We start from the raw sequence: 16,001 nt of genomic DNA on the forward strand, positions 1-16,001 counted from the left end.
GTCATGCCTGCTCACCGGCTGGGTTGCCCGCGCCACGACCCGCGAGGGCCTCGACGTGCGCGAGGAGGAAGTCGACCATGCCCAGACCGGGCCGCGCGACACCGAACAGTTCGGCGCGCGTCATCGTGCGCTCCCCCCACCCCCGATGCGGGCCGGCTTCGTTCATCTTGTTGCCGGCGCTGGAGGCCTGCACCCCACCACCGCTCGCATGCTTGGCGAGGATGTCGACGGCGTCGGCGTGCTCCTCGCTGGAGACGACGCTCAGCGCGTGCACGATGCCGACGTGCTGGGGGTGGATGATCGTCTTGCCCGTGAGCCCGTTCGCCCGATCCAGTGCGAGTTCGCGTACGAGGCCGTCGAGGTTCTCCTCGAGCAACTCCTCACGGATGTCGTCATGCTCGAGCGCACGGAACGGGGTCTCGCGCAGCTGCGGTTTGAACAGGCGGCGCGAGTTGGCGAAGTACTCCCAGACGGGCCCGGAGATCGGAAAGCCGGTGCCGTCGGTGCGGCCGAACACGTTGACGATGTCGTACACCACGTCCGCGACGGGCCCGATGTTGTAGATCGTCAGCTCGCGCGGGCGACGCAGCCCGAGCGCGGCGCCCAGGTCGGTACCACCGATGCGCACGCAGGCGACGACGTCGCGATGGGGTGCGAGCAGCGTCGAGACAGCCGACAGCAGGCCGCCGCGCGTCTCCCGATGAAGCAGGCCGGGCGTCTCGACGACGGGCATCGCGAGCAGGCGATACCCCGCGAGCGCGCTCGCCTCCGCGAGAGCGTCGAAGTAGGCCGGCGCGTTCGCGCCTGTGAACTTCGGCATGACGAAACCCGCCAACACCGCTGAACTCCAGGTTGATTCGCCGCCTGGCCCCTCGTTCACGAGGGTGGCGAGGTCGCGCAACTGCTGCGGCGTGCGCACCCGGACGAAGATCAGCGGCAGCGCCGCGGCGACGTCGTCAGGCGTCGGAAACCGCGCCGCGAGCGCCGCGAGGTGCGTGACGATGTTGGCCTGCGCTGCCGGCACCTCGCTCTCGGAGATCGAATCCTCGAGGCACCACACGGTGCTGACGAGACCACGCGCGTGATGCGTGACGACGTCATCGGCGAGCTGCGGGCGCGTACCGGGCATGTAGAGGCTCGCCCCGAGACCCGAACCGACGTGCTGCGCGTCATCACGCGCCGAGAAAGAACGAGGCGGGCTCGCGAAGATGGCCTCGCGGGTCGATTCGTCGAGATGGGAATAGTGCTGCACCGCATGCCCTCCCTGATGTCGGTGTGCCTGCGCCCAAGTCTGCCCCGTCGACGCCCGTCATCCGCCAACGGGACGCCACGGCATGTGAGGATCGAGACATGACCCAGCTCACCAAGGGCGCCAACGTCGCCGTCCCCAGCGATGCCGTCAACATCGTCGTCACCTGGACGGCGGCACCCCAGGCGCCGACCGTCGACCTGTCCACCCTGCTCGTCACCGCCACCGGCAAGGTCCGTGACGACTCGGACTTCGTGTTCTACAACGCCCCGCAGCACGCGTCGGGCGCCGTGCGTCTCGGCCCCTCCTCGCCCGGATCCGCGTCTGTCGAAGCCCATCTCACGGGCGTCGAGGACGTCGTCGAACGTATCGTCGTCGTCCTCAGCGCTGACGGCGGCCCGTTCTCGCAGGTGCCCGGCCTCACCGTGCGCGTCGACGATGCGACGAGCGGCCAGGTCGTCGCCCAGTTCGGCGACATGGGCGCGACGAGCGAGACCGCCCTCGTCGCCGGCGAACTGTACCGACGCGCCGGCGCCTGGAAGTTCCGCGCCGTCGGCCAGGGCTGGGATTCCGGCCTGGCCGGCCTCGCCACCGACTTCGGCATCAGCGTCGACAACGCCCCCGAACAGCCCTCGTCGTCAACGGCGCCGGCTGCCACCCCTGCGTCGGCTCCTGCCCCGGCACCGGCGGCACTCCGGCCTGCCGAGCCCTCGCCGGGCGAGCAGCCAGGCAGCGACACGAGCCAGCCGTACGCGGCGCCGGTGTCCCCGACGCCCGCGCCGCTACAGCCTCCACAGCAGCCGTCGGCACCGCAGCAGGCCCCCCTGCAGCCGCCCCACCAGCCCCAAGCTCCGCTTCAGGCCCCGCTTCCACAGCAGGCGCCGCTGCAGCCACCCCACCAGCCGCAGGCCCCGCAGTACGAACCCCTGCAGCCTCCACACCACCAGCAGGCTCCCCAGCAGGTGCCCTCGCCGCAGATGGCACCGCCTCCTCAGATGGCGCCGCCTCAGATGCCCCTGGCCGCGCCGGCCACTCAGGCCGCGCCGTCGGTCGTCAACCTCGACAAGGGCCATGTGAGCCTGCGCAAGGGTGATCGCGTCAGCCTGACGAAGACGGGCGCGCCGCCGATGAGTCGCGTGTTCATGGGTCTCGGGTGGGATCCGGCGAAGCGCGGACGCAACATCGACCTCGATGCGTCCGTCATCGCCTTCGACGCGAACGGGCGTGAGCTGGAGATCGTCTGGTTCATGCACAAGAAGGAGTTCGGCGGCGCGATCGTGCATCTCGGTGACAACCTCACCGGCAAGGGCGACGGTGACGACGAGGTCATCACGCTCGACCTGACGGCGATTCCGCCCACCGTCGTGCACCTGGCGTTCACGATCAACAGCTACTCGGGGCAGAAGTTCACGGACGTGCGCAACGCCTACGCCCGTCTCGTCGATGCGCAGTCGGGTGCCGAACTCGTGCGGTTCTCGCTCAGCGAGTCGGATCGCGCGACGGGTGTCGTCATCGCAGCGCTGAGCCGCACTCCGCAGGGCACGTGGGACATGCGCGCCATCGGCCAGTTCGCCAACGGCCGCACCGTCAAGAAGCTCGTCAAGCCGGCCGTGCAGATGCTCGGGCTGTGACGACACACGTGTGAGGGGTGAGGGCCCGAAAGCCCTCACCCCTCACACGTCGCAGGAACTGCTCAGCCGACGTTGACGCCGAAGTCGCGCGCGATGCCCGCGAGACCGTCGGCGTAGCCCTGACCGACGGCGCGGAACTTCCACTCGCCGTTGTTGCGGTAGACCTCGCCGAAGATCATCGCCGTCTCGGTCGAGGCATCTTCCGTCAGGTCATAGCGCGCGAGCTCGGCGCCGTCAGCACGGTTGACGACGCGGATGAACGCGTTCGCCACCTGCCCGAAGCTCTGCCCGCGCTGCGGCGCCTCGTAGATCGACACCGCGACGACGACGCGCTCGACGTTCTGCGAGAGCGTCGACAGGTCGACGTTGATCGACTCGTCGTCGCCCTCACCCTCACCGGTGAGGTTGTCACCGGTGTGCTCGACGGCGCCGTCAGGGCTGCGGAGGTTGTTGAAGAAGACGAAGTGCTGGTCGTCGATGACGCGGCCGTCAGCACCGAGCAGCAGCGCCGAGGCGTCGAGGTCGAAGTCGGCGCCGGTCGTGGTGCGCACGTCCCAGCCGAGGCCGACCGTGATGGCCTGCAGGGACGGGGCCATCTTCGTCAGGGAGACATTGCCACCCTTGGAGAGCGAAACACCCATGAGATTTCTCCTCGTTCGATGTGAGTCGTACGGATCGTGCGTCGAGATCGAGCCGGACGCGACGCGTCAGCCGACGTTGACGCCGAAGTCGCGCGCGATGCCCGCAAGGCCGTTCGAGTACCCCTGGCCGACGGCACGGAACTTCCACTCGTCGTTGTTGCGGTAGACCTCACCGAAGATCATCGCCGTCTCGGTCGAGGCGTCCTCCGTCAGGTCGTAGCGCGCGAGCTCCGAGCCGCCAGCCGCGTTCATCACACGCATGAACGCGTTGCGCACCTGCCCGAAGGTCTGCTGGCGCGTCCCCGCATCGTAGATCGACACCGCGACGACGACCCGGTCGGCCTGCGGCGGCAGGCCCGACAGGCCGATCTTGATCTGCTCGTCGTCGCCCTCGCCCTCACCGGTGAGGTTGTCACCGGTGTGCTGGACGGTGCCGTCCGGGCTCGCGAGGTTGCCGTAGAAGACGAAGAACCCGTCGTCGATGACCTTGCCCGACGCGTCAACGATGATCGCCGAACCGTCGAGGTCGAATTCCGTGCCCGTCGTCGTCCGCGCGTCCCATCCGAGACCCACGACGACGTCGGTGAGACCGGCGGGCCCGGCCTCCTTGGTGAGTGAGACGTTTCCGCCCTTGGCGAGGCTGACAGCCATGACTGCTCCTTGATCACCTGATGCTCCGGTGGCCGTGACCAGCGTGACGCAGGTCTCGGCCCTTGCTCGTGACACTACCAACGCACGAGACGCTGCGAAGGTTGCAGCAGTACGCTCTGTGCGAACACTCGAACGCACCGACGAAGCCAGGGGAGGCAGTGACGATGGGCTTGTTCGATCGGCTCGGCGAGCGCGCAGCGTCTTCAGCAGCCCCAGCGGCCCCATCCGCCCCCGAGCCCGGCTCGGTGGAGGCGATCGCCGCCGGCAACGTCACGCTGCTGCAGTTCCTGCGCCGCGAATCCGGCCGGATCCCCAACCGCGCCTACATCCTCGCGCGCACCATCGCCCAGCACCTCGACGACGTCGTCGCGGACCCGTCGGCTCACCTGCTCGACGTCGGCTCCCGCATCACCCTCGAACGCATGGCGACGACCCACCTGCCCGACACGATCAACGCCTACCTCGCAGCCCGCACCATGCCCGACGCCGACGAACTCCTCGTCGAACAGCTCGCGACGCTCGAGGTCGCCGCGTCCAAGGCCGCCGCGCGCTCCATCGAAGCGGCGCGCGACGCGTTCCTCATCCAGGGCAGCTTCCTCGAGGACAAGTACGGTTCGTTCCATGTCTGATCTCGTCCCCGGCGCCAACGTCTCACTGCGCGAGGTCCCCGGCCTGCGCCTGCTGCGCATCAGCCTCGAATGGGACGCCGGACGCGAGAACGTCCTCGACGAACGTCTCGGCGTCGCCGCGCTCCCCCTCGTCGACGAGAAACTGCCCGGACGCAGCCACGTCGTGTTCGGCAACCAACCCACCTCACCCGAGCAGTCGACCCGCCTCGGCGCCTCGAACGGCGTCGTCGAGATCGACCTCGACGCCGTCCCCGCCGACGTCGGGCGCGTCGCCGTCATCGTCTTCATCCACCCGCGCCCCGGCGCCGCGCGCCGCTCCCTGTCGCAGCTGCGCTCGCTGCGCGCCGTCGTCACCGACGCGGAGAAGGGCACGCCCATCACCCGCTCCGTCGACCTCGCCAAGAGCGCCGGCAACGTCACCGCGCTCATCGCCGTCGAGGTGTACCGCCGCGGCAGTGAGTGGAAGGTCAAGGTCAACGGCCAGGGCTTCGACGGAGGACTCGACGCGGGCCTCGCGCAGTTCGGCCTGCCGGCATGAGTGACGGCTTCCTGCGTCCGCCCTCGGCGGGCGGCCCGGGCACGCCGGACGGCCCGACGCTCGCGCCGCCCGGGACCTCCGCGCCCCCATCGACCCCGGGCCCATCGACCCCGGGCCCGGCTTCCGCGGCGGGGCAGGCGCAGCCCGCCGCCTCGCCGAGCGCGTCCTCGCCGACGACGAGTGGCCCGCGTCCTTGGCTGTGGGTCCACACCGCGCGACCCAACCCTCTCGAGGCGCCGTCCGCGACGCCGGTGAGCACTGCGGCAACACCGGCCACGACGGGCGCCCCTGCCGTCACCCCGCCGGCGGCGGGCCACCGTTCCACGTCGGCCGGCACCCCGCCCGGGCCTGCCGGCGCCTCCCGCACGCCGGCGTCGTTTCCGCCCGCGCGCGTGTGCCACGACGCACCTCGCGGCCTCGAGATGACAGGCGGGACGACGACGCAGCTCGACGGCGCGATCACCCTCGACCGTCTCGCCTCCGGTTACGGTGCCCTGACGATCTCGTGGTCGCACACCGGCGAGGGCCGCGATCTTCTCGCACTCGTCGACGGCTCCACCGTCGACCCGCGCGGCGACGAGTTCGTCATCGACCTGCTCCCCGGCCTCGACCGCATCCTCATCTGCACGGGCACCGCGCGCGGCGTCGAGCTGCCCGCGTCGAGCATCATCGTGGCGAACGGTTCGACGCGCGTCGAGTGCCGACTGCCCGCAGGCACGAGTTACGGCGTCTGGCCCCGCCTCAGCCTCGTCGGGGTCGACGAGTTCGTCGTCCTGCTCGACGAGCACGACCCCAGCTCCGGCGACCTCGGGCCCGTGGCCGCTGCCTACGGCCACGATGCGGCGACGTTCGTGCGCGCGGGACGCTGACGGCCACCCGTCCTCATCAGGACGAGTGGCCGCGCGCTGTTCGTGAGGGCTCAGCCGCCCAGGTGCTCGACCTGACCGCCGGCCGCCTCGATGCGCTTGTTGCGCACCAGAGAGCTGAGGTAGGCAGCGCCGATGAAGCCGACACCGATGAGCCCGGTGACGACCTCCGGCACCTCGTGCTTGATGCTGATGAGCAGGATCGCGGCCAGCGCTCCGATGGCCCACATCGCGCCGTGCTCGAGGTAGGCGTAATCGTCGAGCGTGCCCTGACGCACGAGGTACACCGTCAGCGACCGGATCCACATCGCCCCGACGCCGAGGCCGAGCGCGATGATGAAGATGTCCTGGCTGATGGCGAACGCGCCGATGACACCGTCGAACGAGAACGACGCGTCGAGCACCTCGAGGTACATGAACAGGAAGAACGCCGCCTTGCCCGCCGTGGTGCCAACACCCTTCGACGCGGGTGCCTGCGCCGCAGTGTCGCCGGCCTTCGTGGCGACGCTGCGCTCAGCGTCGTCATCGCCTGCCGCAGCGTCGTCGTCATCCTCGCCCTGGCTCTCGAACAGGTCACCGAGACCGCCGACGAGCAGGTACGTCATGAGGCCGAGGATGCCGGAGAACAGGACGGTGCCGGGCTCCTTCGCGAGCGTCTGCGACACGACGGCGAGCACGAGCAGCGCGACGACGACGGAGAGCTGATCGAGCTTGCCGATCTTGGCGAGGGGACGCTCGATGGGGCGCAGCCACTGCAGGTCGCGCTTCTCGAAGACGAAGTCGAGGAACAGCATCAGCAGGAACATGCCGCCGAACGCGGCGATGCTCGGGTGCGCATCGTGGAGCATGTGCGCGTATGTGCCGGGGGTCTCCTGGTCGCCGCCCTTGATGGCCAGGTCGATGGCCTCCATCGGCCCGACGTGACCCGTCAGGCACACGATGAGCAGGGGGAAGACCAGGCGCATGCCGAAGACGGCGATGAGGATGCCGACCGTCAGGAAGATTTTCTGCCAGAAGGCGTTCATCCGTTTGAGGATGGTCGCGTTGACGACGGCATTGTCGAAGCTCAGGGAGACCTCGAGCACGATGAGGATGGCGACGATGGCGAGGCCGGAGGGCCCACCGATCAGGAAGCCGCCGACCAGGCCGGCGATCGTGATGGCGGCGGACCATCCGAACGTCTTGAGGAGCATGAGGATCCGTTTCCGAAGGGGACGCGCCCGGCGACATCGGCACGGGCTGCGGGGTCATCGCTCAGCCTAGCCGCGCAGCGACGGGGAACGTCCGCGGCACGACGGAGCACCACCGTGTTTCACGTGAAACTTGGCGCCGCAGAGCCGGACGGGGAACGTTCCCCGGGCCTCAGCGCGTTGTCACCGGCGTGGACTAGGCTCGACGCAACCGAGATGTCTTGGCCGCGTGACCAAGGAGGAGCACGATGACGAACCCTGAACCCCAGCCCATGCTCGCCCCGCCGAAACCGGTCGACGTGGTCGAGCCCGAGAAGGCTGCGGCGATGGTGCCGATCGACGAGCAGCACAAGCAGCTCGCCGTCACGGAGGCGACGCAGACCGTCGCGAGGTTCGAGGAGATCGACCCCAACGACCCGGCGTTCCGCGCGCGGCTCAAGGAGATCACCAACATGGGCCGCGAGGAGTCCATGAAGGCTGCGCAGGTGAGCAACTCGATCCTGCAGCGCCCCTCCCTCGCCGGCAAGGACAGCGCCCAGAACAAGGTCGGCAACACCCTCGCCGAGCTGCGTCAGACGGTCACCGACCTCGACCCGCACCGCGCCGACCTCAAGGGTGCGAAGAAGCTGCTCAAGTGGATGCCGGGCGGCGACAAGGTCGACCGCTACTTCATGAAGTACCAGTCGAGCCAGACCCACCTCAACGCCATCATCGCCGCGCTCGAATCGGGCCAGGACGACCTGCGCAAGGACAACGCCGGCATCCAGCTCGAGCAGACGCGCCTGTGGGAGTCGCTCATCCGCCTGCGCGACCTCGACGAGAAGATGACGCAGCTCGACGCCGCCATCGAGCAGCGCGTCGCCGAGCTCGGCGCCCGCGGTGAGACGGAGAAGGCCGACGCGATGAAGTCGCAGGTGCTCTTCACCGTCCGTCAGCGCCGTCAGGACCTCGCGACGGAGATCGCCGTCGCCACGCAGGGCTACATGTCGCTCGGGCTCGTCCTGCAGAACAACGACCAGCTCATCACGGCCGTCGACCGTGCCAAGTCGACGACAGTCGCCGCGCTCTACACGGCCGTCATCGTCTCCGAGGCGCTGGCGCGTCAGAAGCTCGTGCTCGACCAGATCAACGCCCTGCGCTCGACCACGTCGAACATGATCGAGTCGACGTCGCAGCAGCTGCGTCAGCAGGGCGCCGAGATCAACGCGAAGTCGACCGAGTCGCTCGTCGAGGTGCAGAAGCTCGAGAACGCGTTCACCAACGTCTTCGCGACGATGGACGCGATCGACTCCTACCGCAGCGCCGCGACGGACTCGATGGCCGCGACCATCACGTCCCTGCAGACGCAGATCAAGCGTGCCGAGCCGTACATGGAGCGCGCCCGCAAGCAGCAGCTCGAGAGCAACGAGAACATGCGCGGCCAGCTGCCCGGCGGGCCCGCCTGAGCCTCGTGACGCACCGCTTCGCAGGAAGGATCTGACGTGGGGTGGTTCTCGCGCGACGACGCGCGCCAGCAGCAGCCCAGCGGGCCGACTCCGGGCACCGTCGAAGCCGTCGAGGCGGCGCTGCACCCGTACGTGCGGTGGCTGCGTTCCCTCGGCGCGCAGGTGCCCGGGCGAGCGATGGTGCTGTGCCGTCTCATCGGAGACCACCTCGAGGACGTCGTCGCCGACCCGTCGGCGCGCCTGCTCGACGTGCAGACCCTCGTGACGCTGGAGCGCACCGCGAGCGCCCACGTGCCCGACACGATCAACGCCTACCTCGCGGCGCGCGGCGTCGCCGGGGCGCAGGACATGCTGATCCAGCAGCTCACGACGATCGAGCACGTCGCCTCGTCCGCGGCGCGCCGTTCGATCGACAACGCCCGCGACGCCCTGGAGATCCAGGGCGCGTTCTTGGAGGAGAAGTTCGGCCATGGCTGACGAATCCCGCGCGCCCGGCACCGGCGCCTCACTCGACGGCGTCCGCATCGTCTCGCTCGACGTGCGCTGGAACACCGGCGCGCAGACCGCGCTGGGCGACCGCCTCGGCATCGCCGCGATGCCGCTCGTGCGCGACCGCGTCGAGAGCCGCGAGCACGTCGTGCACTCCAACCAGCCGGCCACCCCCGACGAGACGACGCGCCTCGGTATCTCCGACGGCGTCGTCGAGGTCGACCTCGCGGCAGCCCCCACGGACGTCGAGCGCATCGTCGTCCTCGCGTTCGTTCAGCCGCGCGCCAACGCCCCGAAGCGCACCCTCGACGAGGTGAGCAGCCTCGACGTCAGCGTGCGTGACGACGCCACGGGTCGCGAGATCACGCGCTCGGGCAACCTCGCGTCAGCGGCGGGGCCTGTGTCGGCGCTCGTCGTCGCGGAGGTCGTGCGAGGGGATGCCGGGTGGCGTGTCGAGTTCACCGGCCGCGGCTACGACGCCGGCCTCGACGCCGCGATGCAGCAGGCCGGGAGCCGGCTGTGACGCTGCAGCCACCGCCCGGTTACGGCTCCGGGCAGGGGGATTCGTCGCCCACTCCATCGTCGGGGGGCGCTTTCTCACTTCCCGGAGGCACCGATGGCTACGCGCAGGATCAGCCAGGCCGGGTGCAGCCCCCGACGCCGGCGCCGCTGCCTGCGGACGCACCGGAGGATGCGCCGTCCGAGCGCGGTGTGCCGGATTCGCAGCTCGGCAACCCCGATGGTGCCTGGCTGCGCGTTCTCGCGCGGCAGACGAGCCCGTCGGTGACGGACATGGCCCCGTCCGCGGGCGAGCAGGGCGTCGCGGTGGGGCAAGGCGGCGAAGCGCCCGCTCCGAGCGGGCGGGTCGAGGTCGTGCCGGCACGTCGACGCCCGTCTCCGCCGCCGCTGGGCGTCAGCGTCGTCGGGGGGCGCACGGTGAAGCTGCACCGCGTCGCCGCGCTCGACCGGCTTGCCTCGGGCGTCGGCTACCTGACGGTCGAATGGCTCGTGCGTCGGCGTGGTCTCGACCTGCTCGCGCTGCAGGACGGCTCGAGCGTCACCCCACGCGGCAACACGCTGACGGTCGACATGACGCAGCCGATGAACCGCGTGCTCATCGCCACGGGGACCCAGGGCACCATGCCGCTGCCGCCGTCGGAGATGCGGGTGAGCAACGGTTCGACGCAGGTCATCGTCCCGATCGATGGGGGCACGAGCCTCGGCGTCTGGCCACGCCTGACACTGACGCGCGTCGACGAGTTCGTCGTCATCCGCCACGAGCACGACCCGCTGTCCGGTGTGCTCGGGGCCGTCGCGTCGGCGTACGGCTACGACGAGCGATCGTTCGCCATCACGCACACGCACCTGTTGGGCTGACGTCCGCCGCGCTCGCCTGGAGGCCGCGTCGCCGGCCCACGCGCACCTTCCACGGCTGAGGGCCGAAACCCTGCAATGCAGAGTTTCGGCCCTCAACTCGTCTCTGAGAGCTGCGATCCCGCAGCGCGCGGTCTCGGCTCCGAAGGAATCACTCGACGTCGATCGGTGACGCGGCCACCTTCGGCGCGTCGTCGTGGCGCAATTCGTGCTCGAGCGCCTCGAGTTCGCTCACGCCGGCCATCTGCGCCGTCAGCTCGTCGAGGCCGATCTCGCTCTTCGACGCATCGAGCGTCACGCGGCCGAGCTTCAGGACGACGAAGTGGTCGCCGACCAGGTAGGCGTGGTGCGGGTTGTGCGTGATGAGCACGACGCCGAGGCCGGCGTCACGCGCCGCCATGATGTATTTCAGAACGACGCCGGATTGCTTGACGCCGAGCGCGGCCGTCGGCTCGTCGAGGATGATGACCTTGGCGCCGAAGTAGATGGCTCGGGCGATGGCGAGACACTGCTTCTGCCCGCCCGAGAGGCCACCAACGGGACGGTCGAGGTCGGGCACCGCGATGCCCATCTTCGTCAGTTCCTCGTCGCAGACGGCCTTCATGCGCTTGATGTCGAGCGCTCCGAACGGGCCCTTCGTCAACTCGTTGCCGAGGAAGAAGTTGCGCCACACCGACTGCAGCGGCGCGAGCGCGAGATCCTGGTAAACCGTCGCGATACCGGACGAGAGCGACTGGCGCGGTGACGAGAAGTGGCGCACCTCGCCGTCGACGACCATCTCGCCGCTCGTGTAGTCGTGCAGGCCCGACATGATCTTGATGAGCGTCGACTTGCCGGCACCGTTGTCACCGAGCACGCACGTCACCTCGCCGGGTCGGACGGTGAGGTCGACGCCACGCAGGGCGTCGACGTTGCCGTAGGCCTTGCCGACGTCGACGAGCTGGACGATGGCGGTGTCATCGTGGGAGTTCACGCCGGTGGCGCCCCTCGTCTCGCCCGCGCTGTCCGTGCCCGAGGAGGCCGTTTCACGTGAAACATCAACCGCGGGGGACGCGGTGCGTTCAGCCGACGCTGTTCGGGTCTCTTCGGCCGCCTCGCGTCGGGGGGCAGCGTCATCCGGCATCACCGACTGCGTCGCGCCAGCAGTGTCACCCGTGCCCGGCCTTCCCGTTGCGCCCGGGCGGCGGCGGCCGTCGTCACCGGTCTTGATGCGGATCATCGGGCGTCCGCCTTTCGCTTGACGTAGGTGTTGAGGAGCACGGCGGCGAGCAGCATGACGCCGAGGAACGTCTTGAACCAGTCGGGGTTCCAGCCGGCGTAGTTGATGCCGAGCTGCGTCATGCCGAACATGAGCGCACCGAAGCTCGCACCGACCGCGGAGCCGTAGCCGCCCGTCAGCAGACAGCCACCGACGACAGCCGCGATGATGTAGATGAACTCGTTGCCGATGCCCTCACCGGACTGCACCTGGTTGAACGCGAACAGCAGGTGCATGCCCGACAGCCAGGCGCAGAACCCGACGAACATGTAGAGCCCGACGCGCACCTTCCACACGGGCACACCGACGGCGCGGGCCGCTTTCTCGTCGTCGCCGATGGCGAAGATCCAGTTGCCGACCTTGGTGCGCAGCAGCACGAAGGCGGCGATGATCGTCAGGACGATCCAGAACAGCACCGGGATCTTGAGGTTGACCGGCCCGATCTTCATCGAGGCCGCGAAGAATGCGTGCGCGGAGTCGAAACCGGCCATGTCGGAGATGTCGTTGCTCGCGACGCCACCCGTGACGGAGCGCGTCACGCCGAGGTTGACGCCCTGCAGGACGAAGAACGTCGCGAGCGTGATGAGGAAGCTCGGCAAACCGCTGCGGTTGAGCATGAACCCGTTGAGCGCACCGATGGCGAGCGCGATGAGCAGGCTCAACCCGACTGCGGCCCACACGTGGAAGTTGAAGTACCAGGCGAGCAGCGACGCCGACAGCCCCGCCGTCGTCACCGCGACACCGGCCGACAGGTCGAACTCGCCCGCCACCATGAGCAGCGCGACGGGCACGGCCATGATGCCGATCGTCGCGGACTGATAGAGGATCGTGCCGGTGTTTGCCATGTGACGGAACGGCTCGGCGACGAGGAGGAAGAACACGGCGATCGCGAGAACCCCGAACAGGGCACCGATCTCGGGGCGTGACAGGTAGCGCGCGAGGACGTTGCGGTTGCGGACGCGGTCGTCCGCTGAGCTGGCGGGCGCGGGCGTCGCCGGTGACGAACTCGGCTCGCTCGACGTGGCAGGAGTCGACACGCGAGGCTCCCTTTCGAGTGTGCGGGCAGGCGAAGGGGTACCTTCACCGTCCTTCATGGTAGAGGACAGGTGTATCGAACCGATACATTTCCCGACCGCGCCGCGCGGCGCTCGCTCACTGAAGGACGACGAGGACGTCGCCCTCCTGCACGACGTCACCGGGCTGGACGCGGATCTCGACGACGGTGCCCGGCTCCTCGGGGACGACGGGGATCTCCATCTTCATCGACTCGAGCAGGACGAGTTCGTCACCGGCCTCGACGCGCTGGCCGACGCTCACCGCGATGGAGTGGACGTTCGCGACGAGGTCGGATGCGATGTGTTGTGTGCCCATGCCAGCATCGTGGCAGAGGCGCGCTGTTACCCGCGCGTTCGCGGCGTCAAGCCGACGAGGCCGTTCGTCGAACCCGTGACGTGATGGGTGAGAGCGCGGTGACGGCGCGTCAGCGAACTCGCCGACGGCTGCACCTGCGACGTGCCTGCTGCCGCGCTCGACGGCGACGTCGCCTGCTGCGACGTCGAACCCGCCGAGGCCGCGAACATGGGGAACGTCTTGCCCATCCAGGTGAACACGTCGGGGAACGTCGTCTCCCACACGCCGACGCGGTGACCGGCGTGCGGCAGGTCGACCTGCGTGACGTCATACGCCGTCGCCGCCTTGATGAACGCCTCGCTCGAGGCGCCCGACAGCTTGTCCGCGCCCGAGACGAGCACCCACAGCGACTGCGGGTGCGGGTTCTTCTTGACCTGCTCGATGAGGTTGTAACGCTCGGGGACCTTGCCGTTGAACGGGTTCCACGTGTCGAACTGCGGCGAATAGTACCCACCGAGGCTCGCGCCACCCGCGTAACGGTCGGGGTGCAGGATCGTCGCCATCGACGAGCACCAACCGCCGGCCGAGACACCGATCGTCGTCCACGCCTCGCGGCTGGCCTGTGCACGGAAGTTCTGCGTGATGTAGTCGGGCACCATCGACGTCAGCCACGTCTCCATGTTGAGGCCACCGCCGTCGACGCACTCGGTGTCGATACCGGCCGGCATCTCCTGCGGCACGATGATGATGGCGTCACGCATCGCGCCGCGACTCACCGCGTCACGCAGCGAGGCGTCGAGGTGGAAGACGCGCTGGTAGTCGAGGGTGCCACCGGGCATGCCGTGGAAGGCCTCGATGACGGGGTACGTGCGCTTCGTGTCACTCGTGTACGACGGCGGCAGCCACACCATGACACGGCCGATGTCCTTGCCCTGCATGCGGATACCGGGGATGTTGATCTTGATCCACTGCCCCGTGGAGGACGGCTTGAGGTGCAGCCCGGCCTCGTAGCGGGCGCGCTGGGCGGCGTACTTCGCGTCGGCGGCGGCGTCGGTCTGACGTGCCTGCTGCAGCGCTTCGTTCTTCTGCTCCTGGGTACGCGCCTTGCCGTGCGTGTGCTGCTCGATGGTGGGCGGTGTGCCGGTGACGGCGGCCTGCACGTCCTGCCAGGACGAGTACCACCCGTACTTCGAGTTGAGCGTCACGACGGCCGCGAGCACGAGCACGAACGTGCTCGTCAACATGCCACCGAGGCGCATCGCGACGTGCTTGAGCGAGCGCGTGCCGAACGCGTGACCCCGCAGCGCCACGAACAGCGTGATGAGCAAGCCCAGAATCCAGATCATGACCGCGAACGTCATGCTGTCCGGCTCGATCATCTCCCCGCCCTTCCCCTTGCGCGCCCCGCGGTTCGGGGCGTCGACGACGAGCTCTTGTGAAGTCCAACCCTCAGCACATCACATCCAGGTGAACGCCAGCTGAGGCGGGCCAGAACCACACGTGGGTGCGCGTCGGGCCGAGACCGCGCCGCGCGAGTCGGGCGCACCGCTCAGCGGCGTCCGGACTTCGCGTACTTCTCGACGTCGGCGACGTTCGACTTGTCGATGAACGCGGGCCCCGTGAGCACGGGCTGGCCACCACCGACGATGTTGCCGTTGTTCTTGCGCAGCCACAACGCATCGACGGCGAGGTATCCCTGCAGGTACGGCTGCTGGTCGACCGCCCACTGGATCGTGCCCGCCTTGATCGCGCCGAGCACCTCGTTGCTCGTGTCGAACGTGTAGACCTTGGCGTCCGAGCTCGCGTCCTTGACCGACTTCGTCGCCGCCATCGCGTACGGGCCGCCGAGGCCGAGGACGGCATCGATCGTCTTGTCCTGCTGCAGCTTGCTCGTGATCGCACTCTGCACGCTCGGCATGTCCGTGCCGTTGACGTAGATGTTCTCCGTCGCGTCGAACTTGCTCTTGACGCCCGCACAGCGATCCATGTGGCCGACGTTGCCCTGCTCGTGGATGACGCACAGCACCTTCTTGGCGCCGCCGCTCTTGAGCTTGTCGCCTGCCGCCTCGCCGGCGATCTTCTCGTCCTGGCCGAAGTAGCTCTCGACGCCCATCTTCTTCCAGTCGTCCAGGCCGCCGTTGAGCGCGACGACGGGGATGCCCGCCTTCTTCGCCGCCTCCACGGAGCCCTTCATGGCATCCGGCTTCGCGAGCGTCAGGGCGATGCCGTCGACCTTCTTGTCGACGGCCTGCTGCACGAGGTTCGACTGCTTCGAACCGTCCGGGTCGGAGGTGTACTCGAGCTTGACGTTGTCCTTCGCCGCCGCATCCTCGGCGCCCTTGCGCACGATGTCCCAGAACGTGTCACCCGGGCCCGAGTGCGTGACGAGAGCGACCGTCATCGTCGGAGTGTTCGCGTGACCGGCGTTGTTCGACGCCTCTTCGACCGCCTTGCGCCCACCCGTGGAACTGCACGCGGCGAGCGAGGTGGCGAGCACGGCGACACTCGCCATCGTCAGGGACTTGCGCATGTGGATGATCCTTCTCCGGGGCGCCGACGGCGCGGACGTGACTATCAGCGTCCATTGTGCCCCACCTGATGTCTCGGTTCGATACATCGCGGGTCGGCGGGGTGCCTGTGTCGGCGGTGGGGCGTGGGTGCCCGGTGGGCCAGGGCGCTGTCAGGATGGC

General features: G+C 68.9%; 17 protein-coding genes. 8 read left to right on the forward strand and 9 right to left on the reverse strand.

The features are described from left to right. Position 1: 1 nt before the first annotated feature. On the reverse strand, positions 2-1,252 hold the full coding sequence (locus tag EDC82_RS00240; RefSeq protein WP_062256925.1) for an HpcH/HpaI aldolase/citrate lyase family protein: 1,251 nt from the start codon (positions 1,250-1,252) through the stop codon (positions 2-4). Positions 1,253-1,350: 98 nt separating this feature from the next. Between EDC82_RS00240 and EDC82_RS00245 the strand changes: the two genes are divergently transcribed. Next, on the forward strand, positions 1,351-2,880 hold the full coding sequence (locus tag EDC82_RS00245) for a TerD family protein (protein ID WP_131940181.1): 1,530 nt from the start codon (positions 1,351-1,353) through the stop codon (positions 2,878-2,880). Positions 2,881-2,942: 62 nt separating this feature from the next. Here the strand turns inward: EDC82_RS00245 and EDC82_RS00250 are convergent, their stop codons facing one another. Further along, complete coding sequence (locus EDC82_RS00250; protein ID WP_038566204.1) at positions 2,943-3,521, reverse strand: TerD family protein; 579 nt, start codon at positions 3,519-3,521, stop codon at positions 2,943-2,945. A gap of 66 nt (positions 3,522-3,587) precedes the next feature. After that, positions 3,588-4,172 (reverse strand): TerD family protein, encoded by a 585-nt coding sequence (locus tag EDC82_RS00255; RefSeq protein ID WP_131940183.1) that lies wholly within the window; start codon positions 4,170-4,172, stop codon positions 3,588-3,590. A gap of 164 nt (positions 4,173-4,336) precedes the next feature. Here EDC82_RS00255 and EDC82_RS00260 point away from each other — a divergent pair, with 164 nt between their 5' ends. From EDC82_RS00260 to EDC82_RS00270, 3 genes are read left to right on the forward strand one after another with little or no spacing between them, the layout of a single operon-like run. After that, on the forward strand, positions 4,337-4,801 hold the full coding sequence (locus tag EDC82_RS00260) for a hypothetical protein (protein ID WP_131940185.1): 465 nt from the start codon (positions 4,337-4,339) through the stop codon (positions 4,799-4,801). After that, positions 4,794-5,339, forward strand: a complete 546-nt coding sequence (locus tag EDC82_RS00265; protein ID WP_006944616.1) for a TerD family protein — start codon at positions 4,794-4,796, stop codon at positions 5,337-5,339. The genes EDC82_RS00260 and EDC82_RS00265 overlap by 8 nt, the downstream gene beginning before the upstream one ends. Next, entirely contained in the window at positions 5,336-6,208 is an 873-nt protein-coding gene (locus EDC82_RS00270; protein WP_131940187.1) for a hypothetical protein, read from the forward strand. Before EDC82_RS00265 ends, EDC82_RS00270 begins: the two co-directional genes overlap by 4 nt. A 50-nt stretch (positions 6,209-6,258) precedes the next feature. Here EDC82_RS00270 and EDC82_RS00275 read toward each other — a convergent pair whose 3' ends face one another. Continuing rightward, a complete protein-coding gene (locus EDC82_RS00275; protein ID WP_006944707.1) occupies positions 6,259-7,398 on the reverse strand; it encodes a DUF475 domain-containing protein in 1,140 nt (379 codons plus the stop codon). A 245-nt stretch (positions 7,399-7,643) separates the two neighbouring features. Between EDC82_RS00275 and EDC82_RS00280 the strand changes: the two genes are divergently transcribed. The 4 genes from EDC82_RS00280 (at position 7,644) to EDC82_RS00295 (ending at position 10,706) form a co-directional block, all read left to right on the forward strand. Further along, complete coding sequence (locus tag EDC82_RS00280; RefSeq protein WP_006944600.1) at positions 7,644-8,840, forward strand: toxic anion resistance protein; 1,197 nt, start codon at positions 7,644-7,646, stop codon at positions 8,838-8,840. Positions 8,841-8,876: 36 nt separating this feature from the next. Next, positions 8,877-9,317: a hypothetical protein gene (locus EDC82_RS00285; RefSeq protein WP_006944815.1), complete on the forward strand. Its 441-nt coding sequence runs from the start codon at positions 8,877-8,879 to the stop codon at positions 9,315-9,317. Continuing rightward, entirely contained in the window at positions 9,310-9,852 is a 543-nt protein-coding gene (locus tag EDC82_RS00290; RefSeq protein ID WP_006944772.1) for a TerD family protein, read from the forward strand. Before EDC82_RS00285 ends, EDC82_RS00290 begins: the two co-directional genes overlap by 8 nt. A gap of 122 nt (positions 9,853-9,974) precedes the next feature. Further along, on the forward strand, positions 9,975-10,706 hold the full coding sequence (locus EDC82_RS00295) for a hypothetical protein (protein WP_006944762.1): 732 nt from the start codon (positions 9,975-9,977) through the stop codon (positions 10,704-10,706). Positions 10,707-10,854: 148 nt separating this feature from the next. Here the strand turns inward: EDC82_RS00295 and EDC82_RS00300 are convergent, their stop codons facing one another. The 5 genes from EDC82_RS00300 to EDC82_RS00320 form a co-directional block, all read right to left on the reverse strand. Beyond that, positions 10,855-11,676 carry an ATP-binding cassette domain-containing protein gene (locus tag EDC82_RS00300; protein WP_040014498.1) on the reverse strand — a complete coding sequence of 274 codons (822 nt, stop codon included), beginning with the start codon at positions 11,674-11,676 and terminating at the stop codon, positions 10,855-10,857. 242 nt (positions 11,677-11,918) lie between these two features. Next, positions 11,919-12,998, reverse strand: a complete 1,080-nt coding sequence (locus EDC82_RS00305; protein WP_006944611.1) for an ABC transporter permease — start codon at positions 12,996-12,998, stop codon at positions 11,919-11,921. Positions 12,999-13,113: 115 nt separating this feature from the next. Continuing rightward, positions 13,114-13,332, reverse strand: coding sequence for a biotin/lipoyl-binding carrier protein (locus tag EDC82_RS00310; protein ID WP_006944789.1), 219 nt, complete (start codon positions 13,330-13,332; stop codon positions 13,114-13,116). A gap of 26 nt (positions 13,333-13,358) precedes the next feature. After that, positions 13,359-14,657, reverse strand: coding sequence for an esterase family protein (locus tag EDC82_RS00315; RefSeq protein ID WP_160126159.1), 1,299 nt, complete (start codon positions 14,655-14,657; stop codon positions 13,359-13,361). A gap of 203 nt (positions 14,658-14,860) precedes the next feature. Beyond that, positions 14,861-15,841 carry a sugar ABC transporter substrate-binding protein gene (locus tag EDC82_RS00320; protein ID WP_006944819.1) on the reverse strand — a complete coding sequence of 327 codons (981 nt, stop codon included), beginning with the start codon at positions 15,839-15,841 and terminating at the stop codon, positions 14,861-14,863. Positions 15,842-16,001: the final 160 nt, after the last annotated feature.

It is taken from the genome of Dermacoccus sp. SAI-028, assembly GCF_004346775.1.
Lineage (GTDB): Bacteria > Actinomycetota > Actinomycetes > Actinomycetales > Dermatophilaceae > Dermacoccus > Dermacoccus nishinomiyaensis.